Raw genomic sequence first — 24155 nt, 5'->3', positions numbered from 1 at the left:
CCGTACGGCAGGGCGACCTGCCCGTCGCGGGGCCCCGGTGGCCGGAGGTGGCCGGGCGGGGAGGAGCAGCGGCGGGCGCGTCAGCAGGCGAGGGCGAACGCCGGCGGCCCGCGCCGGACCACGGCATGCGTCAGCAGCACCGACCGGGGCGGCCGGGCCCGGTCGTCGGCCGGGCGGGGCGGTGCCGGGGCCCGGTAGCCGAAGGGGCGCGCGAACAGCGCCAGCAGCGGGAGCAGGAGCGCGCCCGCGACCACCGCGCCGAGCGCACCGAGCAGCTCGAAGAGCCGGACCAGCGCCGCGTCGCCGCGCCAGAGCAGGAGCGCGCACGCCAGCGCGGCGAGCACGTGGGCGGCGGCCATCCCCGGTGACATGCCGTGGGACATCCCGTGCGCCATGTCGTGCGCCGGTCCTTGCGCCGGTGCGCTCACCAGATCCTGCGCCGTGCCGTACGACCCGCCGCCGTGCAACGCGCCGTCGGGCATCATGTGCGGTCCGTCGGGCATCCCGGTCATCCCGGGCAGGCCCGCGTCCACGGCGGTCGCGCCCGAGCCCCCGTGGTGCGTCCCGGCCGCCGGCCGCAGACTGCCGGTGGCCGGCGGGACGTCCGGGTCGATGCCCGCCATCCGCGCCAGTTCGACCGGGGAGAGCCCGCCGGGCGCCCGGTCGGGGTTGCAGAGCAGGAGGGCGGCCCAGTCCGTGGTGGCGAGCCGGCCGAGGCCGCCGCCCCCTCGGGAGAACGCCGCGGCCTGTTCGAACAACTGGTGCAGCGCGGTCTGCGCCACGACCATCCAGAGGCTGATCACCCCGAGTCCGCGCCGCTTCCCGGCGAGCAGCCAGGTCAGCCCGAGGACCGCCCCGAACCCGCCGGCCAGTACCGTCGGAGAGACTCCGGATCCGGCCATGGCGACGTGCGCGGTGGCGGCCATCGCCACGCACAGCGCGGCGAAGACCACGGCGCGCAGCAGGCGGATCCGGTCGGTCATCACGATGGCACTCATCGTCGCACCCGCCCTGCCCGGCCCGTAGTGCACCCTCCGGTCATGGCCGGTTCTGTGCCGTGAGACCATGCCCGGCCGCCGGCCCCCGGAGCCCGCCGGATCGCCACCCCGTTCGGCCCGCCGACCCGACGCGACGAACCGAACAACGGCTCGTAGGACCATCGGGGCGGTTTGACAGCACCTACCCCATTGCTCACTTAATGTGCACCACCCCGTACGGTGCGTATCGGGACGACGCTGTTCAGAAGCAGGGAGGTCCGGCCTTGGAGACCCCGACGGATACCTCGGCGCCCATTGCCGACAATGCCAAGTCCGCTGCCCCCACGGAGCCGACCGTCCCGCAGCAGGCGACAGGCCGGAAACAGGCGACGGCCGTGGTTGAAGTCGAAGCCGAGGAACTCGGCGAGCAGGCCGAAGCCGCCGCCCCGGCCGGAGCTGTCGAACCGGCCGAAGCCGTCGAGCCGGCTGAAGCAGAGGAGTCGGCCAAGGCTGAGGAAGCTGCCGGACCGGCCGAAGCCGCCGAGTCGGCCGACGTCGCCGGACCAGCCGAAGCCGCAGAGCGGGCCGAAGCCGAAGAGCCGACCGAAGCCGCGGAGGCGGCCGGAACCGCTGAACCGGCCGAGGCCGCAGAGCAGGCCGACCCACCCGGATCCACCGAGCCCGCCGACGAGGCCGACCCCGCCACCCCGGCTGAAGCAGCGGAGTCGGCCGAGGCCGCCACCCCGGCCGAGCCCGCGAAGCCGACCGAGCCCGCCGCCCTGCCCGCGTCCGTCGACCTCGCGGACCCCGGCTTCTGGCAGCTTCCCGCCCCCGACCGCGCCGCCGCCTTCGCCGAGCTGCGCCGCCGCCCCGGTCCGGTGTTCTTCGGCGACCGCGCCACCGGTCGCGGCTTCCACGCCCTGGTCCGTCACGCCGACGTGGTCGAGGCCAGCCGCACCCCCGCCGTGTTCCTGAGCGGCCCCGGTGTGACCACCCCCGTCCCGGCCCGCTGGGTCCGGCTGCTGTTCGGCGACTCGATGGTCAACCTGGACGACCCCCGCCACGCCCAGCTGCGCCGGATCGTCTCGCGGGCGTTCACCCCGCGGCTGCTCGACCGGGTCGAGGAGGACGTCCGGCGGATCAGCACCGAGCTGGTCGACCGGATCGAGCGGGAGCGGCCGGAGGACTTCGTGACCGCGGTCGCCGCCGAACTCCCGTTCCAGGTGATCTGCACCATGATGGGCATCCCGGAGCGGCCGCGCCGCACCATCCTCGACCTGGTCAACCGCACCTCCGAGGACATCGGTGTGGCCCGGCCGCTGCGCCGCCGGCTGCGGGTGCCGGGGCGCGGGCTGCGGGCGCTCGCCCGGATGCAGGGCATCGTCGCCGGGATCGGCCGCCAGCGCCGTCGCCGGCCGGAGGAGGACCTGATCTCCGCGCTGGTCACCGCCGACGTGGACGGCCGCCGGCTCACCGGGCGCGAGCTGGGCGCCTTCTTCAGCCTGCTGCTGGTCGCCGGGGTCGAGACCACCCGCAACGCGCTGGCCCACGGCCTGCACCTGCTGACCGTCCACCCCGAGCAGCGCGCCCTGCTGCTCGAGGACCTCGACGGTCGGCTCGGCGGCGCGGTGGACGAGATGGTCCGCCACGCCACGCCGATCATCCAGTTCAACCGGACCCTCGCCGTCGACCACGAGCTGGGCGGCTCCGGCGGCCCGCTGCTGCGCGCGGGGGAGAAGGTCGCGCTGTTCTACGGCTCGGCCAACCGCGACGAGGAGGTCTTCCCCGACCCCGACGTCTTCGACATCACCCGCACGCCCAACGCCCACCTCGGCTTCGGCGGCGGCGGTCCGCACTACTGCCTCGGCGCGCACCTGGCCCGGCAGGAGATGACGACGCTGTTCCGCGAGCTGTTCACCCGCCTTCCCGAGGCGCGGTCGGTCGGCGAGCCGCAGCTCGTCCCGTCCAGCTTCGACCACCGGGTCCGCTCGCTGCGCTTCACCTTCTGAGCCTCCTGAGCGCCCCGGCCGCCCTAGATGTCCCGGCTGCCCTGGCCACCCTGGGCGCCCCGGAGGTCCAGACCGCCCCGGACGCCCCGGACCTCCTGAGCGACCGGTCCCCTCCGGACAGCCGGGGCTCCGGCGGCTACTCGGCCGGCTCCCAGACCGCGTTGTCGTGCGCGAACAGCACCCGGTGCGGCCCGTGCTCGGCCACCCGGTCGAGCCAGGCCCGGTACCCGGGCAGCGGCGGGGCCACGCCCTCGCGCACCGCCCGCCGGGCGAGCACCGCCTGCCCGTACTCGGAGGCGAAGTCGTAGGCCTGCCCGGCCAGCAGGACCGGGCCGCCGCCCGGGCGGTCCACCAGCAGCGACTGGTGGCCCCCGGTGTGGCCGGGGGTGGGCAGCACCCGGACGCCCGGCCAGACCTCGGCCTCCCCGTCGAGTTCGCGGTACTCGGCGCCGGGGAAGTCGACCAGTGCGTCGATGGTGTATCCGCCGCGCCGGGCGGTGGCCAGCTCCTCGGCCTGGACCAGGACGGGCGTGCCGGCGAACAGCGGGTTGCCGCCGCAGTGGTCGAAGTGGAGGTGGCAGTTGACCACCAGGTCGATGTCGGCGACGGCGACCCCGGCCGCCGCGAGCGCCTCCGGCAGCGGGCGGCGGACCGGGCGGTAGTGCGCCTCGGTCTCCGGCTCGCCGCCACCGATCCCGGTGTCGAACAGCAGCAGTCCCTCCGGACGCCGGACCAGGTACGCGAGCACCGGTTCCACGCGCGGCTCCGGGCCGCCCACTTCGGTGGCCGGTCGGACGAAGTACCCCAGGTCGAGACGGCGGATCACGTGCAATTCAGCCCCCATGTCGCGGTGCGTCGCTCTGCCCCCGTACGGGTGGCCGCGCGGGCCCCCCGTTCGCACCCTACCCGCCGACCGGCAGCCCCCGGTCGGCCTTCACCTGCTTCATCGTCAGGTGCGAGTTGACCTGCGCGATGCCCGGCAGGCCGGAGAGCACGTCGGTGATGAAGCGTTCGTACGCGGCGATGTCGGCCACCGCGATCCGCAGCAGGTAGTCGGGCTCGCCGAACAGCCGGTGGGCCTCCACCACTTCCGGCAGCTCGGCCACCCGGCGCTCGAACTCGGCGACCGTCACCTGGTCCTCGTGACGCATGGTGATCGTCACGAAGGGCTGGAACCCGCGCCCGACCGCCGCGCCGTCCAGCACCGCCCGGTAGCCGCGGATCACACCGTCCTGCTCCAGTTGACGCACCCGGCGCAGGCAGGGGGACGGGGTGAGGTCCACCCGGGAGGCCAGCTCGGCATTGGTCAGGCGCCCGTCCTGCTGGAGCTCGCGGAGGATTCTGCGGTCGATTCGGTCCATGGCGCAACATTCTGCCAAAACGCTGCTCCGACCAGCACGAAGTCGCCATCGCGTGCCAGCCCGATCCGGCTACCTTCAGTGACCGAACCCGCTGCCGGGTCACTCCGGCAGATCCCCGGGGCACCCCGGCAGGCCGCTGGAACAACCTCCGGCCGACCCGCCGGAACGACCCCCGGCCGATCCGCCGGGCCCACACCGCGACGAGCACGACAGGCCACGCCCACACCCATGGACACCCACGCCCTCCTCCTCTTCCTCGGAGTCGACCTCCTGCTGGTCTGCACCCCGGGCCCCGACTGGCTCTACATCGCCGCCCGCGGCCTCGGTCAGGGACGCCGTGCCGCGCTGATCGCGGTCGGCGGAGTCTGCGCCGGGTACGCCGTCCACACGCTGCTCTCCAGCGCCGGACTGGCCGCCGCGCTGCGCGCCGTCCCGGCCGCCCTGCCCGTGCTGCGCCTCACCGGCGCCGCGTACCTGCTGGTGCTGGCCGTCATGATGCTGCTGGCGCTGCGCAAGAGCGGGGACGCCGCCGCCCTCGCCGCGCCCAAGCCGCAGCCCACCGCGACGGTGCTGCGCCAGAGCATGCTGACCGCGCTGCTCAACCCCAAGGGCCTGCTGCTCTACCTGTCCCTGGTGCCGCAGTTCGTCGACCCGGACGCCGCCCTGCCGGTCGGCGGCCAGGTGCTCGCGCTCGGCTCGCTCAACGTGCTGGCCTGCGCGGTGGTGTACGGGCTGGTCGCGTACGCCAGTGGGCGGCTCGGCGGCCGGTTCGGCGGCACCCCGCAGGCGGCCCGCCGGATGACCATGGTCTCGGCGGTGCTGTTGATGCTGGTGGCGGGCGTCACAGCGAGCGCCTGAGAACGGGAGCACAATGCCGGGCATGACCGAGCGCCCGTTGCCAGAAGGAACCACCGCAGCCACTGGAACCACCGGAACGGCGGCAGCCGCCGGAGCCGTCGACCGCCCGACCGCCCACGCCTGGGCGGCTCTCGGCGGACCGCCCGAGCTGCTGGAGCGGGTGACCTTCCACGGCCCGGAGGACGTCCTGCCCTCCGGGCTGCCGGTGCGCCGGCTCGCCCGGGCCACCGTGGCGGTCTGTTCACTGGCCGCCGCCGAGCTCGCGTCCCACCGCGCCGGAGGCTCGGCTCCCCTGGCCGCGTCCGTCCCCGCCGTCCGGGTGGACCAGGGGGCCGTCGCCACCGCCTTCGTCAGTGAGCGGCACCTGACGGTCGACGGCCGCGCGCCCGTCAACTTCGCCCCGCACTCCGGCTTCTGGCGCACCGCCGACGGCTGGGTGCGCACCCACGCCAACTACCCGCACCACCGGACCCGGCTGCTCTCCGCCCTCGGCCTCGCCGCGGACGCCGGGCCCGAGCAGCTCGCCGAGGTGCTCGGCAGGCTGCCGGCCGAGCTGATCCAGGAGCGTGCGTACGCGGCGGGAGCGCTTGCGGTGGCCGTCGTGCCGGTGAGCAGCGCCGTGCACCCCCTCGTGGAGCACCTGGAGGTCGGCGCCGCCGCCGGAACCGCGCCGGTCCGCCCGCTCGGCCAGGCCCCGGTGGACCGGCCCGCCGCCGGGATCCGGGTCCTCGACCTCAGCCGGGTGATCGCCGGACCGGTGGCCACCCGTACCCTCGCCCTGCTCGGCGCCGACGTCCTGCGGGTCGACTCGCCCCGGCTGCCCGAGGCCGACGACGCCCACGCCGACACCGGCTTCGGCAAGCGCTCCACCCGCCTCGACCTCGCCGAGCCCGCCGACCGCGCCGTCTTCGACGGCCTGCTCGCCACCGCCGACGTCGTCGTCTCCGCGTACCGCCCCGGCTCCCTCGACGCCCACGGCCTCGGCCCCGACGCGCTGTTCGCCCGTCGCCCGGACCTGATCCTCGCCCAGCTCTGCGCCTGGGGCTGGACCGGCCCCTGGGCCGGGCGGCGCGGCTTCGACAGCCTGGTCCAGGCGGGTGTCGGCATCGCCGCCCACGAGGCCGCCCCCGAGACCGGATCCGGCACCGGCGGCCGCCCCGGCGTGCTGCCCGCCCAGGCCCTCGACCACGGCACCGGCTACCTCGTCGCCGCCGCCGTGCTGCGTTCCCTCACCGACCAGCGCACCCGCCGCCCCGGCGGCCGCCACCTGCGCTTCTCCCTCGCCGGCACGGCCTCCTGGCTGCTGCACGGCATCGAACCGGAGACGCCGCGGGGAGGCCCGTCCGAGCCCTACGACCCCGCCCGCCGGCTGGCCGAGGTCGACTCCCCGTACGGGCGGCTGCGCCACGCCCTGCCGCCGATCGGGTACGAGGGGGCGCCCGCCGACTGGTCGCGCCCGCCGGGGCGTTGGGGAACGGACGAGCCGGTCTGGCTCTGACGGCCTCGGGCGGGCGCTGTCCGAAGCGTCTGGCAGCATCGCCGTCATGACCGCACACGCCACGGACTACACCTGGTTCACCCGGCGCTACCCCGTCCTGGGTGAGGCCTGCTGCCTCACCCAGGTGCAGGGGCTCGAGGCCGGTGAACTGCTGCGCCGCTTCAACGCCCTGCCGGGGACGGGTGCCGTCGGGCTGGAGGAGGTGGTGGCCCGCTGGAGCTCCTACACGAACGGGGCCGACGCCGAGGCCAGGGAGCTGTTCGACCCCGCCGAGGACCGGCTGCTCGTCGCCGTCACCGAACTCGACGGCTGGGCACTCGCGGTGGAGCCCTTCGGCTACCTCGGCATCCTGGAGAAGGAGATCCTCCGGCTCGCCGAGGGCACCCGGCTGGTCTCGCACTACCGCAACGCCCTGGGGGCCGACCACTTCCACTGGTGGGAGCACGGCATCCAGCGGCTGCACTTCGAGCCGCTCTTCCCCGACCAGCGGGACGGCACGGACGCCGAGGCGCCCGGCATCCCCGAGCTGCTGACCGCCTGCGGCTTCGAGCTGGAGACGGAGGCGTACGACCGGTGCGGCGAGGCCGCGTTCGCGCTCGCCGAGCGGCTGACCGACGTCCGGCTCGACCCGGAACGGCTGGAGGCCGCGACCTTCCGGATCGGCTACGCCCCGCGTCCGTGAGCCGCTCCGTGCCCGTGAGCCGTTCCGGGCCTGTGAGCCGCTCCGCGTCCGTGAGCCGTTCCGCCCAGCGCTGAGGCCGCGCCCCGGCGGGACGCGGCCTCGGTGTTATAGGACGGCTGTTGTCAGACCCCGGACGGGATCTGCTTGGCCCGGCTGCGGACCTGGAGTGCCGTCACGATCTCGACCAGGCCCAGGATCACCAGCCAGCACCCGGACAGTACGGCCAGCGCGGTGATCGACCCGACCGGCCACACCATCAGCAGCACACCGGCCAGGGTGTTGGCCACGCCCGCGAAGGCCTGCCAGCCCCGGGCGGGCATCATCGGGTCGGAGATTGCGGCGGCGAGCTGGGTGATGCCGCGGAACAGCCAGCCGATCCCGATCCAGAGCGCGAGCAGCAGCAGCGACTGCACCGCACTGCGGAAGCAGAGCAGTCCCAGCAGCACGCAGATCGCGCCGCTGATGAAGGCCAGCACCCGCAGCGCGGTGGTGGAGTGGGTGCCGAACGCGGCGATCAGCTGCACGATGCCGATCACCAGCAGGTAGAGGCCGAACAGCACGCCCACCACCAGGAGCGTCTCCCGGGGCCAGGCGAAGACCACGATCCCGAGGGCGAGCGAGGCGAGTCCGGCGACCAGCAGGACCTGCCAGGCGGCCTTGGCGAGCAGTCCGAGCGGACCCTGGACCGGGGTGCCGTCGGGGGTGATGATCGGAGGGGCCACGGTGGCGTACTCCTCGGGGCTGACGCCGGGGCGGCCGGCTGACGGGCAGGGATCGAACCCCAGCCTCTCCGTGCCACGGTCGGACCGCGCGTCGGATACGGCCGTTCGGGGGATTCGCCGCGGTCGCCGGAACGTCACCCTCCGGACACTTGCCGTCGATACCATCCGTCGGTATGACTTCTGAAGGGTGGGGGACCCCTCCGGTCGAGCCGATCAGCCAGCACTACATCGTCTGCGGGGGTAACGCGCTGGCACACCGACTGGTCCTGGAACTCGTCGAGCACTACGAGGTGCCGGTCGTCGTCCTGGTCGCCGACCGGACCCGCGACCACGCGCCGCAGATCGAGCAACTCTCCGGCGTGGCGGCGGTCGTGGAGTACACCAGCGTCACCGAGGAGGCGCTGCGCGCGGTGTCCATCGGCACCGCGCGCGGCCTCGCCCTGGTCGAGGGGAGCGACCAGGAGAACATCCATGCCGCGCTCAGCGCGCAGAACCACAACCCGGACATCCGCATCGTGTTCCGGATGTTCAACCAGCGGCTCGGCGAGAACATCGAACGGCTGCTCAGGAACGGTGCCGCGCTCTCCGGCTCCGCCACCGCCGCCCCGGCCTTCGCCTCCGCGGCGCTCGGGCGGCCCAACTCGGTGGAGATCGAAGGGCGTTACCTGCACATCGCGTTCGACGACGACATCACCTCCGACCGGATCTGCGTGGTCGCCGACCAGATCGACCGGCAGGACCTCGGCAGGATCCGGCTGCTGCCCGAGCAGCAGGGCGACTCGGCCGAATTCGTCCGGCTCGCCGCCGAGTTCGGCGACCAGGGGCCGATCCGCCCCGGTGGCGTACGACCCGAACCGGCGCCGGCGGCCGACCCGGAGCCTTCGGCCGGGCCGATGCCGCCGGCCGGTCCGGTGCCTTCGCCCGGCCCCGCCCGGGAGGGGGAGCCGGGTGGCCGGGCGGCGCTCCAGGTGCTGCGGATCGAGCCCCGGGAACCGATCGACTGGATGAGACGGCTGCGCTGGCGGCTGCTCGACACCATGCGCTTCTTCACCAGCGCCCGGATGCGCCTGGTGCTGCTCACCGCCCTCGCGGCGGTGCTGCTGGCCTTCGGCGTGCTCTGGTACCTCAACCGGAACTTCGGCTGGACCGTCTACATCGCACTGCTCGACCTGGCCGGCGCCGCCCAGCCGGACCAGCTCTCCGACGTCGCCGCCGGGACGGGGGCGGGCACCGGCGGGTTCTGGCAGCGGGTCGCGCAGGTGGTGATCACCATCTGCGGGATCACCTTCGCGCCGGTCGCCACCGCGATCGCGGTCGAGGTGCTGGGCTCCGGGCGGCGCGGGCAGCCGCGCAACCCCGGGGCGGGCACCCGGGACCACGTGATCGTCGTCGGCCTCGGCAACGTCGGCACCCGGGTCGCGACCCAGCTGCACACCATGGGCGTGCCGGTGGTCTGCATGGAGCGGGACCCGCAGGCGCGCGGCATCGCCGCCGTACGGGCACTGGGGATCCCGGTGGTGATGGGCGACGGCCCGTTCGAACAGCAGCTGCGCCGGGCCCGGCTGAAGCACAGCAGGGCGCTGGTCGCGGTCAGCGGGGACGACGCCACCAACCTGGAGGCGGCCCTGGAGGCGCGCCACGGGAATCCCGAGGTCCGGGTGGTGGTGCGGCTGTTCGAGGACGACTTCGCGAGTCACTTCTACAAGACGCTGGACAACGCGGCCTCCCGGTCGGTGTCCTACCTGGCCGCGCCCGCCTTCGCGGCGGCGCTGATGGGGCGCGAGGTGCGCGGGACGCTGTCGGTGCTCCGGCACGTGCTGCTGATCGCCGAGCTGACGGTGGAGGACGGCAGCGGGCTGATCGGGCTGAACCGGCACGACCTGGAGGACCCGGGCGGCGTCCGGGTGATCGCGGTGCGCTTCGCCCACGGCGGACAGCTGCAGTGGAACTTCCCCGACCGCACCCGGCGGCTGGCCCCGGGCGACCAGATCGTGGTCGCCGCCACCCGCAGCGGGCTCGCCCGGCTGAACACGGTGGCGGTGGAGGAGCAGGGCTGAGCGAGGCTGTCCTCGGACAGGGTTCAGCTGACAGATTTCAGATGTTGAAATCTGAAATCTGTCAGCTGTTATCCGTCGGCCGTCAGTTGTCAGCCGTCCTCGGCCGTCAGCGGTTCTGGAACTCCGGCGGGCGCTTCTCGGCGAAGGCCGTCATGCCCTCCTTCTGGTCCGCCGTGGCGAAGGCCGCGTGGAAGAGCCGGCGCTCGAAGCGGACGCCCTCGGCGAGCGTCGTCTCGAAGGCGCGGTTGACGCTCTCCTTCATCATGATCGCGGCCGGGGCGGACATCGCCGCGATCGTCTCGGCGGTGGCCAGCGCCTCGGACAGCAGCTGGTCGGCGGGGACGATCCGGGAGACCAGCCCGGCCCGCTCGGCCTCCTCGGCGCCCATCATCCGACCGGTCAGGCACAGCTCCATGGCCTTCGCCTTGCCGACCGCCCGGGTCAGCCGCTGCGAGCCGCCGATGCCCGGGATGACGCCGAGCTTGATCTCCGGCTGCCCGAACTTCGCGGTGTCCGCCGCCAGCAGGACGTCGCACAGCATGGCCAGCTCGCAGCCGCCGCCCAGCGCGAACCCGGCGACCGCCGCGATCACCGGCTTACGCAGGGCGCCGAGCCGGTCCCACGGGCCCAGCCAGTCGTCCAGGTAGACGTCCGGGAACCGGTTGCCCTGCATCTCCTTGATGTCGGCGCCGGCCGCGAAGGCCTTCTCCGAGCCGGTGATCACCAGACAGCCGATCTCCGGATCCCGGTCGAAGGCGGTCGCGGCGGCGACCACCTCGTTCATCAGCTGGGTGTTCAGCGCGTTGAGCGCCTTGGGCCGGTTGAGCGTGATCAGCCCCACCCGGCCCTTGCGCTCGACCAGGATCGTCTCGTAGGTCTCGGTCTCGGTCATCGCCGTCGACTCCCATTTCCGCTGCTCGGCGCCCGTGGGCGCGCCCTGACCACCCAACGATCTACGACGTGCCCCGCCTCGCGCCAGTCTTGGTATGCGAGACGCCGGTCACCAGGGGACGGAGGCGGCGGCGGGGCGGTCGGACGGAGGCGGCGGGACGGAGCGACGGCCGGACGGACGCCGGGCCGGTCAGAAGCGGACGCCGTAGCGCTCCGCCGCCTGCCGTACGGTCTCCGCCTTCACCTCGCCCCGGCGGGCCAGCGCGGCCAGCGCCGCGACCGTCACCGACTCGGCGTCCACCCCGAAGTGCCGCCGCGCCGCCGCCCGGCTGTCCGAGAGGCCGAAGCCGTCGGTGCCCAGCGAGGTCCAGTCCTGCTCCACCCACGGGCGGATCTGGTCCGGCACCGCGCGCATCCAGTCGCTGACCGCCAGCACCGGCCCGGGTGCCCCGGCCAGCGCCCTGGTCACGTACGGGACGCGGGCCGCCGCGCCGGTACCGGCCGCGGCCTGCGCCAGGTTGGCCGCGTCGCAGTCCAGCGCCTCGCGGCGCAGCTCCGTCCAGGAGGGTGCGGACCAGACGTCGGCCGCCACGCCCCACTCCTCGCCGAGCAGCCGCTGCGCCGTCAGGGCCCACTGCACGGCGGTGCCGGAGGCGAGCAGTTGGAGCCGCGGCGGGTCGGCGGGCAGGTCGACGGCCGGGGTGGCGGACGACGCGGCGGCGTCCGCCGTGCGGTAGCGGTAGAGGCCGCGCAGGATGCCGTCCACGACCTCCTCGCCGTCCGGGAGCGCGGGCTGCACCAGCGGCTCGTTGTAGACGGTGAGGTAGTAGAACACGTCCTCGCCGTGGGGGTGTTGCTCGCTGCCGCCGTACATCCGGCGCAGGCCCTCGCGGACGATCACGGCCACCTCGTAGCCGAACGCCGGGTCGTAGGAGAGCGCGGCCGGGTTGGTTGAGGCGATCAACTGGGAGTGGCCGTCGGCGTGTTGGAGGCCCTCGCCGGTCATGGTGGTGCGGCCGGCGGTGGCGCCGACCAGGAAGCCGCGGCCCAACTGGTCGGCCATCGCCCACATCTGGTCGGCGGTGCGCTGCCAGCCGAACATCGAGTAGAAGATGTAGAACGGGACGACCGGCTCGCCGTGGGTCGCGTACGAGGTCGCGGCGGCGGTCAGCGAGGCCATGGAACCGGCTTCGGTGATGCCCTCGTTGAGGATCTGGCCGGTCGTCGACTCCTTGTAGTGGAGCAGCTGGTCGCGGTCGACCGGGTCGTAGGTCTGCCCGAGCGGGGAGTAGATCCCGGCGGTCGGGAAGAGCGACTCCATGCCGAAGGTGCGCGCCTCGTCCGGGACGATCGGCACCCAGCGGTGGCCGGTCGCCTTGTCCCGCAGCAGGTCCTTGACCAGCCGGACGAAGGCCATGGTGGTGGCGATCTCCTGGCTGCCGGAGCCCTTGAACAGCGTCTCGAAGGGCTTCGCGGGCGGGGCCGGCAGCGGGGTGAAGCGCACCCGGCGGGCGGGCGCCGGCCCGCCCAGTGCGGCGCGGCGCTCGCGCAGGTAGCGGGCCTCCGGCGAGTCCGGGCCGGGGTGCGCGTACGGGGGCAGCGGGTCGTTCAACGCGGCGTCCGGAATGGGGAGTTCGAGCAGGTCGCGCATGGCCCGGAACTCGGCTCCGGAGAGCTTCTTCATCTGGTGGTTGGCATTGCGGGACTCGAAGCCGGGGCCGAGCGTCCAGCCCTTGACGGTCTGCACCAGCACCACGGTGGGCGCGCCCCGGTGTTCCAGCGCCGCGCGGTAGGCCGCGTACACCTTGCGCGGCTCGTGGCCGCCCCGGGAGGTGGCGACCGTCTCGATCAGCCGCCGGTCGTCCACGGTGTCGGCGAGCGCCCGCAGTTCGGGCGAGCTGTGGAAGAGGTGCTCGCGGACGTACCCGGCGTCCGAGGCGGCGTAGGTCTGGAACTGTCCGTCCGGCACCTCGCCGAGCCGGCGGACCAGTGCGCCCGTGGTGTCGCGGGCCAGCAGCTCGTCCCAGGCCTCGCCCCACAGCGACTTGACCACGTTCCAGCCGGCCGCGCGGAAGCGGCGTTCCAGCTCCTGCACGATCTTGCCGTTGCCGCGCACCGGCCCGTCCAGGCGCTGCAGGTTGCAGTTGACGACGAAGGTGAGGTTGTCCAGGCCCTCCCGGGCGGCCAGCGCGAGCGCGGCGGTGGACTCGGGCTCGTCCATCTCGCCGTCGCCGAGGAAGGCCCACACGTGCGAGCCGGAGGTGTCCTTGATCCCGCGCGCGGTCAGGTAGCGGTTGAACCGGGCCTGGTGGATCGCGGAGAGCGGCCCGAGGCCCATCGAGACGGTCGGGAACTCCCAGAACCAGGGCAGCCGGCGCGGGTGCGGGTAGGAGGGCAGGCCGTCGCCGCCGGCCTCCTGGCGGAAGCGGTCCAGCTGGGCCTCGGAGACCCGGCCCTCCAGGAACGCGCGGGCGTAGACGCCGGGGGCGGCGTGGCCCTGCACGTACAGCTGGTCGCCGGAGCCGTCGGCCTCCTTGCCGCGGAAGAAGTGCTGGAAGCCGACCTCGTACAGCCAGGCGGCGGAGGCGTAGGTGGCCATGTGCCCGCCCAGGCCGCCGCGGTGGTTGCCCCTGGTCACCATGGCGGCGGCGTTCCAGCGGTTCCAGGCGGTGATCCGGCGCTCCATCTCCTCGTCGCCGGGGAACTCCGGTTCGGCGGCGGTGGGGATGGTGTTGACGTACGGGGTGTCCAGCAGCGGAGGGACGTCGAGCCGCTGCAGCTCGGCGTGCTCGACGAGGCGGCGCAGCAGGTGGGCGGCGCGGTTCGGTCCGCCGAAGTCGCGGGCGGCGTCGAGGGACGCGCGCCACTCCGCGATCTCCTCGGGGTCGTGGTCGGGAAGCTGGTCGAGCTGGGACACGGGTGGTTCCCCTTTACCGGTGCGCTTCAGGGTGCTTATTCCAGGATGCGGAATAGCATTTCTCTTCATGGAACTATTTGGACGGTAGAGAGTGATCGGGCGGCCCGTCAACCGCTACTGGTGGGTAGTTTGATAGATGATCGATCATCTCTATGCGAACTTTATGCGGAAGGGCAACCCCGGCCCGAGCGGCTCAGTCGGAGTGCCGGGCGTACTCCAGGACGTGCTCGGCCAGCAGCCGGCCGACCGCCGGGTCCTGCCGCCGGAAGGCCTCGATCAGCGGCCGGTGGTCGGCGGCGTTCTCGTGCAGCTCCGGCCGGACCCGGTGCAGCGACAGCACCGTCCACACCTCGACCCCGAGGCCCTCCCAGGCCCGCAGCAGCGTCCCGTTTCCGGAGGCGGCGACGATCTCGCGGTGGAAGGCCACCCCGTGCCGGGCCTGACCGAGGGCGTCGCCCGCCGCCGCGGCCGCCGCCATCCGCTCGGCGTGCCGCTCCAGCGCGGTGGTGTCCCCGGCCAGCCGGACCACCGCCGACTCGGCGGCCAGCCGCTCCAGCGCGGCCCGCACCTGGTAGACCTCGCGCAGCTCGGCCGGGCCGATCTCGCGCACCCGCACGCCCCGGTTGGGCTCGGCGTCGAGCAGCCCGAGGGTCTGGAGTGCGCGCAGCGCCTCGCGGACCGGCGCCTGGCTGACGTTCAACTCGGCGGCCAGGCGCCGTTCGACGATCCGGTCCCCGGGCTGCCAGCAGCCGTTCAGCAGGCCCTCCAGCAGCAGCCCGCGCACCTGCTCGCCCAGCGGCACCCGGGACAGCGGGTCGGTGCCCCCGGCCGGAGTCGGCGGCGGGACCGGGTGGTTCATGGCGGGCTCCAGGTGTGCCGGTGGAGGTGGGGCGGGGGAAGGGGACGGGGAAGGGGGGCTCAGGCCAGGCCCAGTTCGTCGCCCTCGCGCGGGGCGAGGAAGCGGGCGACGTCCGCCTCCGTCACCTCGGCGAGCGTGCCGGGCTTCCACCGGGGGTTGCGGTCCTTGTCGATCACCTGCGCGCGGACGCCCTCGACCATGTCGTGGCCCTCCAGCGCGGCGCAGGAGATCCGGTACTCCTGGTCGAGCACGGCCTCCAGCGAGGGGAGCGTACGGGCGCGGCGCAGCGCGGCCAGGGTGGTCTTCACGGCGGTGGGGGAGTTCGCCAGGACGGCCTCGGCGGCCTCCTTCGCCTCCGGGACACCGGAGTTCAGCAGCCGGTCGACGATCTCCTCGACCGTGTCGGCCGCGTAGCAGGCGTCGATCCAGGGGCGCTGGGCGGCCAGCGCGGCGGGCGGCGCGGGCTCGGCGTGCGCGGCGACGACGGCCGCGACGGCGGTGGTGCCGGCGGTGGTGGTGCCGGGCGCCGTGGCGGTGCTCCGGCCCAGGGCGTCGAGCAGGTCCGGGATGCGCCGCGAGGGCACGAAGTGGTCCGCGAACCCGCACAGCAGGGCGTCGCCCGGGCCCATCGAGGCCGCGCTGAGCCCGAGGTGGGTGCCCAACTCGCCCGGGGCGTGGGCGAGCAGCCGACTGCCGCCGACGTCCGGGGCGATCCCGATCCGGGTCTCGGGCATCGCGACGGTGGACCGCTCGGTGACGATCCGCACCGCGCCGTGGGCGGACACGCCGACGCCGCCGCCCATGGTGATGCCGTCCATGACCGCGACGTACGGCTTCGGGTAGCGGGCGATCAGCGCGTTCAGCCGGTACTCGTCGCGGAAGAACGCCCGGGTGCCGGCCCCGCCCGCCTTGGCGTCGTCGTGCATCGCGCGGATGTCGCCGCCCGCGCACAGGCCGCGCTCGCCCGCGCCGGTCAGCACGACGGCGCGTATCCGGTCGTCCGCGGCCCAGCCGTCCAGGGTGGCGCGCAGGGCGGTGACCATGACGTGGGTCAGCGAGTTGAGCGCCCGCGGGCGGTTCAGCACGAGCCGTCCGACGCCGCCGTCCAGGAACGCCTGGACCTCCGCCACCTCTGCGTTCATCGGGCCCGCTCCCGTTCCTCGGTGCTGTCGTCGGCGATGGTGATTCCCACCGTCCACCGTACCGGGGCAGGCGCCCGTTGTGATCACTCGCCCGGCGATCATGTTTCCGACGGGCGCTCCAGGGGCGCTCCGCGGGTGCGCGGGAGGCGCTACGGCCAGGCGCGCAGGGCGAGTTCGGCGGTGCGGGCCAGGTCGGCGGGGGTGGCGCCGTCGCGGGCCTGCTGGGACATGCCCTGGAGTACCGCACCGAAGTAGCCGGCCAGCCCCTTCGAGTCGGCCTCCGGCGGCAGTTCGCCGTCCTGCTGTGCCCGGCGCAGCCGCTCCTCGAAGGTGCGCAGGTTCCCGTTGCGTCGCTCGCGCAGCTGGTCCTGGATGACGGCGTCCTGCGGGGTCACATTGGTGGCGGCGGAGATCACCAGGCAGCCGGCCGGATGCGACGGGTCGGCGTAGACGGCGGCGGCCTCGCGCAGGATGCGGGCGAAGGCGCCGTACGCGGTGGGCTCCTCCGCCAACGCGACGGCCGCGAACTCGCCGGCGGGGGAGTGGCCGTACTGGCGGACCACCTCCTCGAACAGCGACCGCTTGTCACCGAAGGCCGCGTACAGGCTGCCGGGGCGGATGCCCATGGCGGTGGTGAGGTCGGTGACGGAGGTGGCCTCGTAGCCGTGCTGCCAGAACAGCCGGGTGGCCGCGGCCAGGGCCTCGGCGCGGTCGAAGGCCGGCGGGCGTCCGCGACGGGGAGTGCGCGGCGGGCCGGTGGGCCCGTCCGGGGATGCCGTTGTCGCCGCGTGCGCCTCTGTCATGCGCTGAATTTTAGAGCACTCACTCAAGAAGTGTGTGCTAGCGTATTTTTTGAGCGATCGCTCAAGAAATACGTTGAGTGCAAGCAGGAGGGGGCTCGGACATGGGCGCGGACAGGCTTCAGGGCAAGACGGCACTGGTCACGGGGGGCAGCAGGGGGATCGGCCGGGCCATCGCCCGCCGGCTCGGGCGGGACGGCGCCACCGTCGCCGTCGGCTACGCCCGCGATGCGGTGGCGGCGGAGGAGGTGGTGGCGGGCATTCGGGCGGACGGCGGGCGGGCCTTCGCGCTGCCCGCCGCGCTCGGGCGGCACGGCGATGCCGTCGCGCTGTGGGAGGCCTTCGACGCGCGGATCGGCGAGTACGCGCCGGCCGGGGGTGTCGACATCATCGTGAACAACGCCGGGATCGGGCGCAGCTCCGACCTCGCCGGCCTGACCGAGGAGGAGTTCGACGAGGTCTTCGCGGTCAACGTCCGCGCACCGTTCTTCATCGTCAAGCACGGGCTGGAGCGACTGCGTGACGGCGGCCGGATCATCAACATCTCCAGCGGCCTGGCCCGGCTCGCCATGCCGGAGATCATGGCCTACGGCGCCACCAAGGGCGCGCTGGACACCTTCTCGCTCAACCTCGCCCAGCAACTCGGGCCGCGCGGGATCACCGTCAACTCCGTGGCGCCCGGGATCATCGACACCGACCTCAATGCGGAGTTCCTGGGCGATCCGGAGGCGCGGGCCTGGGCGGCCTCGGTCGCCGCGCTCGGCCGGGTCGGGGCGCCGGAGGACATCGCGGACGTCGTCGCCTTCATCGCCTCGGACGACGCGCGGTGGATGACGGGGCGCGTGGTCGACGCCACCGGCGGCTCGCGGCTGTAGGCGGGAGCCGCCGGCGGTGGGCTGACAGATAACAGCTAACAGATGATGAAATCTGTCAGCTGTTATCTGTCATCCGTCATCCGTCGGTCGTGGGCCCTCAGCCCCGCACGCGCCCGGTGACCTCGCCGAACCCGATCACGGCGCCGTCCGGCCCGGGCGCCGTGGCGGTGATGGTCACCTCGTCGCCGTCCTCGAGGAACGTCCGGGTCGTCCCGTCCGGGAGCTTCAGTGGCTCCTCGCCGTTCCAGGTCAGCTCGATCAGCGCGCCCCGGGTGTCCCGCTCCGGCCCGCTGACCGTCCCCGAGGCGAACAGGTCGCCGGTGCGCAGCGAGGCGCCGTTGACCGTCATGTGGGTCAGCTGCTGCTGCGCCGTCCAGTACATGGTGGCGAACGGCGGCCGGGAGACCTGGTGCCCGTTCAGCCGGACTTCCATCGCCAGGTCCAGGCCCCACGGCTCGCCGCCCCGGTCGTCCAGGTACGCCAGCGGCTCGACGTCGCGATCCGGCGGCGTGACCCGGGCGTGGTCCAGGGCGTCCAGCGGCACGATCCACGGCGAGATGGAGGTCGCGAAGGACTTGCCGAGGAAGGGGCCGAGCGGCACGTACTCCCAGGCCTGGATGTCGCGCGCCGACCAGTCGTTGAGCAGGCAGACGCCGAACACGTGCTCGCGGAAGTCGTCCAGCGCGACCGGCCGGCCCAGCTCCGACGGCGTGCCGACGACGAAGCCGACCTCGGCCTCGATGTCGAGCCGGCGCGACGGCCCGAAGGTCGGCGCGGCGTCGGCGGGCGCCTTGCGCTGCCCGGACGGCCGCACCACCGGCGTGCCGGAGACCACGACCGTGCCCGCCCGCCCGTGGTAACCGATCGGCAGGTGCTTCCAGTTGGGGGTGAGCGGCTCCGAGCCCGGGCGGAAGATCCGGCCCAGGTTGGTGGCGTGGTGCTCGGAGGCGTAGAAGTCGACGTAGTCGGCGACCTCGAACGGCAGGTGCAGCTCCACCTCGTCGGCCGGCAGCAGCGCCGGCGACAGGGCCTCGCGGAAGGACTCGTCGGTGAGCCAGGTGGTGAGGTCCGCCCGCACCCGGCTCCAGACCGGGCGCCCCGCCGCCATCAGCGGGTTGAGCGAGTCCGCGTCCAGCAGCACCGACGGCGCTCCGGCCGCGCGGGCGGCCGCCCCGGCGTCCAGCACGAAGTCCCCGACGCGCACGCCGATCCGGCGCCGCCCGGGCTGGTCGGCGGCGGTGAAGACGCCGTACGGCAGGTTGTGCACGCCGAACGGCGAGTCCTGGGCGCTGGCGAGCCAGCTGCTGGGGGTGGTGCTCAACGGTCCTCCTGGTGCAGTGGACTGGGCGACGACAGCAGGCCGAGCGCGGCCAGGTCACCCAGGGGCTCGGCGATGCTACAGGTGCCGAACGCGGTGAACGAGTTGCGGATCACCACAATCTGACGGTCCGTCAGTGCGCGTGCCGCCTTGGCCAGCACCTCGCCGTCGCGTTCCGCCAGCACCGCCGCGGCGGCGGCCCGGTCGGTCTCCTGCGCGGCCAGCAGCACGTTCAGGAAGCCGTGGTGCTCGAAGCCGGTCTCCGGGTCGGTGTGCCGGACGGCGTTGTGCAGCCCGGCCGTGCACTTGTACGGCAGTCCGCGCTGCGCGCAGCCGGTGAGGAAGGCGGCCAGTTCGTCCTCGTCCGGGAAGGCCTCGGCGACCAGCCCGCCAGTGCGGAACTTCGCCCGGTACGGGCTGTCCACCAGCACGTCCAGGACGGCGTCCAGCCCGTCCCCGCGCAGCAGTTCGCGCGGGAGTTCGACGGCGGCGGGGACGTCCGGCGGCAGCAGCCGGTCCAGCGCGGCCACCGCCTTGGCGGCGTCCCGGGTGGCCAGCTCGACGCCGGCCAGCTCGAACGGTGCGGCGGCGGCGAGCGCCGGGGCGAGTTCGATGCTGCCCCCCGGCAGCACCAGCCCGACCTTGAGCGGCCGGTCGCCCGCCACCACCGAGTCGTCCGCCCCCGCGGCGCCCCCCTCGGCCGCGCCGGCCGAAGCCGAGCCGGCCGAGACCGCCGCGGCCAGCTCGCCCAGTCGGCCGGCCCCGCAGAGGAAGGGCCCGACCGCCTCGGCGTACCAGGCCGCACGGTGCGCCCGGTGCGCGGGCACCGCCTCGGCGAGCGGCAGGTTCCCGGGCGGGAACACCGCCGCGTCGTCGAACAGTCCGCGGAACAGCTCGGGGATCACACCCCCCGAAGGCAGCGCGTTCATCGCCCGGGCCCCCGACCGGCCCAGGTCCAGGCGTAGTTGGCGTCCTCGGTGGCCCGGCCGCCCTCGCCGAGCTCCAGCGGGCGGAAGGTGTCCACCATGACGGCCAGCTCGTCGAAGAACTCCGCGCCGATGCTGCGCTCGTACGCCCCCGGCTGCGGCCCGTGGGTGTGCCCGCCCGGGTGCAGCGAGATCGAGCCCTGGCCGATGCCGGAGCCCTTGCGGGCCGCGTAGTCGCCGCCGCAGTAGAACATGACCTCGTCGCTGTCCACGTTGGCGTGGTAGTACGGCACCGGGATCGCCAGCGGGTGGTAGTCCACCTTGCGCGGGACGAAGTTGCAGATCACGAAGCCGTTGCCCTCGAAGACCTGGTGGGCCGGCGGCGGCTGGTGGATCCGGCCGGTGATCGGCTCGAAGTCCTTGATGTTGAACGCGTACGGGTACAGGCAGCCGTCCCAGCCGACCACGTCGAACGGGTGGTGCGGCACGGTGTAGCGGGTGCCCGCGACCCCGTTCGGGCCGCGGTGCTTGACCAGCACGTCGACGTCCCCGGGGGCGTCCACGACCAGCGGGCCGACCGGTCCGCGGAAGTCCCGCTCGCAGTACGGCGCGTGCTCCAGCAGCTGCCCGTACTTGGACAGGTAGCGCTTGACCGGGGTGATGTGGCTGTTCGCCTCGATGCAGTACGCGCGCAGCGGCTCGTCCCCGGCCGGCACCCAGCGGTGGGTGGTGGCACGGGGGATGGCCACGTAGTCGCCCTGCCCGACCTCGATCGAGCCGAACACCGTCTCGACCGTGCCGGAGCCGGACTCCACGTACACGCACTCGTCGCCGAGCCCGTTGCGGTAGAGCTCGCTCGGGGCCCCGGCGGCGACGTACGAGATCCGCACGTCGCCGTTGCCGAGGACGAGCCGGCGGCTGCCGACGACGTCCGCGGACTTCCAGTCCTGGTCCGCGAACAGCTCGTGCAGCTTGAGGTGGCGGGGGAGGAGGGGGTGGTTGGGCACCGTGGACTGGTCCGGCAGCTCCCACGGCACCGCGTTGACCACCGCCGAGGGGATGCCCCGGTGGTAGAGCAGTGAGGAGTCCGAGGAGAACCCCTCCTCGCCCATCAACTCCTCGTAGTACAGCCCGCCTTCGGGGGTGCGGTGCTGGGTGTGCCGCTTGGGCGGGATGCTTCCCAGCTGCCGGTAGTACGCCATCTCCGTGGTCCTCCTCGACCGTTCGGCAGAGATCCGTTCGTCAGAGCCTGCCAGAGCCTGTCAGGGCCCGGACAGACCCTTGTCAGGGTCCGTCCGGGCTTCTACAGAGCTCGTCGGGGCCCGTCAGAGCCCTCGGACGCTCACAGGTTGCCGCGTCGGTCCTGCTCGCGCTCGATGGACTCGAAGAGCGCCTTGAAGTTGCCCTTGCCGAAGCCGAGCGAACCGTGCCGCTCGATGAACTCGTAGAAGACGGTGGGGCGGTCGCCGATCGGCTTGGTGAAGATCTGCAGCAGGTAGCCGTCCTCGTCGCGGTCGACCAGGATGCCGCGCTTCTTCAGCTCCTCGACCGGCACCCGGACCTTGCCGATCCGCGCGCGCAGCTCCGGGTCGTCGTAGTAGGAGTCCGGGGTGGAGAGGAACTCCACGCCGCGTGCCCGCAGCACGTCCACGGTGGTGAGGATGTCGTTGGTGGCGAGCGCCATGTGCTGGCAGCCGGGGCCGGTGTAGAACTCCAGGTACTCGTCGATCTGGGACTTCTTCTTGGCGATGGCCGGCTCGTTGAGCGGGAACTTCACCCGGTGGTTGCCGCTGGCGACGACCTTGGACATCAGCGCGGAGTAGTCGGTGGCGATGTCGTCGCCGACGAACTCGGCCATGTTCACGAAGCCCATGACGCGGTTGTAGAACGCCACCCACTCGTCCATCCGGCCCAGCTCGACGTTGCCGACGGCGTGGTCGAGGGCCTGGAAGAGGCGCTTGGGCGAGCCCTCCGGGTGGGTGACCCGGCTCTCCGCGACGACGTAGCCCGGCAGGTACGGGCCGTGGTAGCGGGAGCGGTCGATCAGGGTGTGGCGGGTCTCCCCGTAGGTGGCGATGGCCGCGCGGCGCACGGTGCCGTTCTCGTCCGAGACGTCGTTCGGCTCCTCCAGCACGGTGGCGCCGGTCGCGCGGGCGTGCTCGATGCACTTGTCGACGTCCGGGACCTCCAGGGCGAGGTCGACGACGCCGTCGCCGTGGCGGCGGTGGTGGTCCAGCAGCGGGCTGTCCGGCTGGACGCCGCCCTTGATCACGAAGCGGCAGGAGCCGGAGCGGAGCACGTACGCCTTGCGGTCGCGGCGGCCGGTCTCCGGGCCGGAGTAGGCGACCAGCTCCATGCCGAAGACGACCTGGTAGAACTGCGCCGTCTGGGTGGCGTTGCCGACCACGAAGACGACCGCGTCCTGGGCCGTCACCGGGAAGGGGTCGGCGGCGGCGTCGTGCTCGACGAGGCCGACGAGGCGGCGCAGCTGGTCGGCGTCAAGACCGGCCTCGCGCTCCTCGGGGGTCAACTCAAGGGCGTGGGACTGCGGGGTCATCGCTCGTTCCTCCACTTCGGGCCTCGCCGTCGAGGCTTCCGCTGGATCGCGACCGCACCGAACGGGTGGGCGGTGTGGTTGCGGAGAGCTTGCTCCTGTCGGGGTGGTTGGGCAACAGGTCGGATTTTGACTGCTCAATGTGTACAAGCTGATCAGAAATTCCCGCTGTCAGCTGCGCAAAATGCGCTGCTCACCGGGGGTGAAGCACGAAGTCTGCGCAATGGGACGGTCACGCGCTCCCGGGGCCGACGGGGCGCGGGAGGTGGCGGAGGAACCAGTCCGCGGCCAGCTCGGCGACCCGGTCCAGGGTCCCCGGCTCCTCGAACAGGTGGCTCGCGTGCGGCACCACCGCGAGCCCGGTCTCGCAGCGCAGTCGGCTCCGGGCCCGCCGGTTGAGGTCGAGCACGGTGGGGTCCAGCGACCCGACGACGAGCAGCGTCGGGGCGCGGACCCGGGCCAGGGTGTCGGGCGCGGCGAGGTCCGGGCGGCCGCCCCGGGAGACCACGGCGCGTACCGCCGGGCCCAGTTCGGCGGCGGTGTGCAGAGCGGCCGCGGCGCCGGTGCTGGCACCGAACAGGCCGAGCGGCAGGCCCCGGGTCTCGGGCACGGTGGCGTCCGGGCCGCCCTCCGCCGGGCCCAGCCGCCGGGCGACGGCCGTCAGCCGGCCGCCCAGCAGCGCCACGTCGAACACGTTCCGCCGGTCGGGCTCCTCGGCCTCGGTGAGCAGGTCGAACAGCAGCGTGGCCAGCCCGGTGCGGTTCAGGTACTCGGCGACGTGCCGGTTGCGCGGGCTGTGCCGGCCGCTGCCGCTGCCGTGCGCGAAGACGACGACCCCGCGCGCGCCGGCCGGGACGGTCAGCCGGCCCGCGAGGCGGACCCCGGTGACGGGCAGCAGCAGCTCCCGGTCGACCCCGGCGGAGGCCCCGGGCGGGTCGCCACGGGCGGCCTCGGCCAGCAGCCGCAGCACCTCCTCGTCCTCGGTCTGCGAGAAGTCGGCGTAGAACTCGCCGATCGCGTAGAACGGGGACGGCGTGTCGACGCAGACCAGCTCGTCGGCGACCTCGTCGAGACGCTCGGCCCAGTCCGCGGGCGCGACCGGCACCGCAAGCACCACCCGCCCCGCGCCGCGCTCCCGGACGATCCGGCAGGCCGCCCGGGCGGTGGACCCGGTGGCGATGCCGTCGTCCACCACGACCACCGTCCGTCCGCGCAGGTCGGCGGGCGGCCGGTCACCCCGGTAGCGGCGGGCCCGGCGCGCCAGCTCGGTGCGCTCGCGCCGTTCCACCTCGGCCAGTTGGCCGTCCGTGACCGAGGAGAACCGGATCACCTGCTCGTTCAGCACCCGGACGCCGTCCTCGCCGATCGCCCCCATGCCCAGCTCGGGCTGGTACGGCACGCCGAGCTTGCGGATCACGCAGATGTCCAGCGGTGCGCCGAGCGCCGCGGCGACCTCGGCGGCCACCGGCACGCCGCCCCTCGGCAGCGCCACGATCACGGTGTCGGGGCCGGCCAGGTGCCCGAGCCGGGCGGCCAGCCGACGGCCCGCCTCGGTGCGGTCGGCGAAGCGGGTGAAGTGGGTTCCGGTGACGTGCATGACACGGCCTCCGGTTCCACCGTACGTCGTTCCGGGCGGCTCGGGGCGGTCGCGGACGGGGGCTCCCGGGGTGCGTGCGGACGGGGTTCCCTGGGTGCGTGCGGAGGGCGGT

Annotated in this window: 20 protein-coding genes; 6 read left to right on the top strand and 14 right to left on the bottom strand. The window is 73.7% G+C overall.

Going from position 1 to position 24155, the window contains the following annotated elements:
* Positions 1–80 precede the first annotated feature (80 nt).
* Entirely contained in the window at positions 81–998 is a 918-nt protein-coding gene (locus ACFVXH_RS04970; RefSeq protein WP_074004194.1) for a hypothetical protein, read from the bottom strand.
* Between the two features lie 758 nt (positions 999–1756).
* Here ACFVXH_RS04970 and ACFVXH_RS04965 point away from each other — a divergent pair.
* Positions 1757–2986, top strand: a complete 1230-nt coding sequence (locus tag ACFVXH_RS04965) for a cytochrome P450 (protein WP_380775797.1) — start codon at positions 1757–1759, stop codon at positions 2984–2986.
* A 136-nt stretch (positions 2987–3122) separates the two neighbouring features.
* Here ACFVXH_RS04965 and ACFVXH_RS04960 read toward each other — a convergent pair whose 3' ends face one another.
* Together ACFVXH_RS04960 and ACFVXH_RS04955 are read right to left on the bottom strand one after the other, a co-directional pair.
* The gene (locus tag ACFVXH_RS04960; RefSeq protein ID WP_049652745.1) at positions 3123–3830 is read right to left on the bottom strand and encodes an N-acyl homoserine lactonase family protein; all 708 of its coding nucleotides are present in this window, start codon (positions 3828–3830) and stop codon (positions 3123–3125) included.
* A 58-nt stretch (positions 3831–3888) separates the two neighbouring features.
* Positions 3889–4347, bottom strand: a complete 459-nt coding sequence (locus ACFVXH_RS04955; protein ID WP_049652743.1) for an Lrp/AsnC family transcriptional regulator — start codon at positions 4345–4347, stop codon at positions 3889–3891.
* Between the two features lie 228 nt (positions 4348–4575).
* Between ACFVXH_RS04955 and ACFVXH_RS04950 the strand changes: the two genes are divergently transcribed.
* The 3 genes from ACFVXH_RS04950 to ACFVXH_RS04940 are packed head-to-tail and all read left to right on the top strand — an operon-like array spanning position 4576 to position 7385.
* Complete coding sequence (locus ACFVXH_RS04950; protein WP_387820237.1) at positions 4576–5205, top strand: LysE family translocator; 630 nt, start codon at positions 4576–4578, stop codon at positions 5203–5205.
* Between the two features lie 22 nt (positions 5206–5227).
* Positions 5228–6703, top strand: a complete 1476-nt coding sequence (locus ACFVXH_RS04945) for a CoA transferase (protein WP_387820235.1) — start codon at positions 5228–5230, stop codon at positions 6701–6703.
* Positions 6704–6749: 46 nt separating this feature from the next.
* Entirely contained in the window at positions 6750–7385 is a 636-nt protein-coding gene (locus ACFVXH_RS04940) for a DUF6461 domain-containing protein (RefSeq protein WP_387820233.1), read from the top strand.
* A 122-nt stretch (positions 7386–7507) separates the two neighbouring features.
* Here the strand turns inward: ACFVXH_RS04940 and ACFVXH_RS04935 are convergent, their stop codons facing one another.
* Entirely contained in the window at positions 7508–8107 is a 600-nt protein-coding gene (locus ACFVXH_RS04935; RefSeq protein ID WP_049652737.1) for an HdeD family acid-resistance protein, read from the bottom strand.
* 173 nt (positions 8108–8280) lie between these two features.
* On the opposite strand from ACFVXH_RS04935, the gene ACFVXH_RS04930 reads away from it, so the two are divergent.
* Positions 8281–10164: an NAD-binding protein gene (locus ACFVXH_RS04930; RefSeq protein WP_387820231.1), complete on the top strand. Its 1884-nt coding sequence runs from the start codon at positions 8281–8283 to the stop codon at positions 10162–10164.
* Positions 10165–10270: 106 nt separating this feature from the next.
* Here ACFVXH_RS04930 and ACFVXH_RS04925 read toward each other — a convergent pair whose 3' ends face one another.
* The 5 genes from ACFVXH_RS04925 to ACFVXH_RS04905 form a co-directional block, all read right to left on the bottom strand.
* Positions 10271–11056 (bottom strand): enoyl-CoA hydratase, encoded by a 786-nt coding sequence (locus ACFVXH_RS04925; RefSeq protein WP_074004199.1) that lies wholly within the window; start codon positions 11054–11056, stop codon positions 10271–10273.
* Positions 11057–11245: 189 nt separating this feature from the next.
* Positions 11246–13972, bottom strand: a complete 2727-nt coding sequence (gene aceE, locus ACFVXH_RS04920; RefSeq protein WP_387820228.1) for a pyruvate dehydrogenase (acetyl-transferring), homodimeric type — start codon at positions 13970–13972, stop codon at positions 11246–11248.
* Positions 13973–14165: 193 nt separating this feature from the next.
* Positions 14166–14831, bottom strand: coding sequence for a GntR family transcriptional regulator (locus ACFVXH_RS04915; protein ID WP_387820226.1), 666 nt, complete (start codon positions 14829–14831; stop codon positions 14166–14168).
* A gap of 59 nt (positions 14832–14890) precedes the next feature.
* Positions 14891–15973: an enoyl-CoA hydratase/isomerase family protein gene (locus tag ACFVXH_RS04910; RefSeq protein ID WP_387820224.1), complete on the bottom strand. Its 1083-nt coding sequence runs from the start codon at positions 15971–15973 to the stop codon at positions 14891–14893.
* 149 nt (positions 15974–16122) lie between these two features.
* Positions 16123–16776, bottom strand: coding sequence for a TetR/AcrR family transcriptional regulator (locus ACFVXH_RS04905; protein ID WP_387820223.1), 654 nt, complete (start codon positions 16774–16776; stop codon positions 16123–16125).
* A 101-nt stretch (positions 16777–16877) separates the two neighbouring features.
* Between ACFVXH_RS04905 and ACFVXH_RS04900 the strand changes: the two genes are divergently transcribed.
* Positions 16878–17648: an SDR family oxidoreductase gene (locus ACFVXH_RS04900; protein ID WP_380737517.1), complete on the top strand. Its 771-nt coding sequence runs from the start codon at positions 16878–16880 to the stop codon at positions 17646–17648.
* A 97-nt stretch (positions 17649–17745) separates the two neighbouring features.
* Here ACFVXH_RS04900 and fahA read toward each other — a convergent pair whose 3' ends face one another.
* From fahA to ACFVXH_RS04875, 5 genes are all read right to left on the bottom strand, one after another.
* Positions 17746–18969 (bottom strand): fumarylacetoacetase, encoded by a 1224-nt coding sequence (fahA, locus tag ACFVXH_RS04895; protein WP_387820222.1) that lies wholly within the window; start codon positions 18967–18969, stop codon positions 17746–17748.
* Positions 18966–19895 carry a hypothetical protein gene (locus tag ACFVXH_RS04890; RefSeq protein ID WP_387820220.1) on the bottom strand — a complete coding sequence of 310 codons (930 nt, stop codon included), beginning with the start codon at positions 19893–19895 and terminating at the stop codon, positions 18966–18968. The genes fahA and ACFVXH_RS04890 overlap by 4 nt, the downstream gene beginning before the upstream one ends.
* Positions 19892–21094 carry a homogentisate 1,2-dioxygenase gene (locus tag ACFVXH_RS04885; RefSeq protein ID WP_387820218.1) on the bottom strand — a complete coding sequence of 401 codons (1203 nt, stop codon included), beginning with the start codon at positions 21092–21094 and terminating at the stop codon, positions 19892–19894. Before ACFVXH_RS04885 ends, ACFVXH_RS04890 begins: the two co-directional genes overlap by 4 nt.
* A gap of 140 nt (positions 21095–21234) precedes the next feature.
* Positions 21235–22449 carry a 4-hydroxyphenylpyruvate dioxygenase gene (gene hppD, locus ACFVXH_RS04880; RefSeq protein WP_049659944.1) on the bottom strand — a complete coding sequence of 405 codons (1215 nt, stop codon included), beginning with the start codon at positions 22447–22449 and terminating at the stop codon, positions 21235–21237.
* Positions 22450–22678: 229 nt separating this feature from the next.
* Positions 22679–24043 (bottom strand): phosphoribosyltransferase family protein, encoded by a 1365-nt coding sequence (locus ACFVXH_RS04875; RefSeq protein WP_387820216.1) that lies wholly within the window; start codon positions 24041–24043, stop codon positions 22679–22681.
* Positions 24044–24155: the final 112 nt, after the last annotated feature.

The sequence above is a fragment of the Kitasatospora sp. NPDC058184 genome, from assembly GCF_042883725.1.
In the GTDB taxonomy this organism is placed as follows: domain Bacteria; phylum Actinomycetota; class Actinomycetes; order Streptomycetales; family Streptomycetaceae; genus Kitasatospora.
Note: the sequence above shows the minus strand (reverse complement) of the source record. Positions and strands in the feature narration are given on the sequence as shown.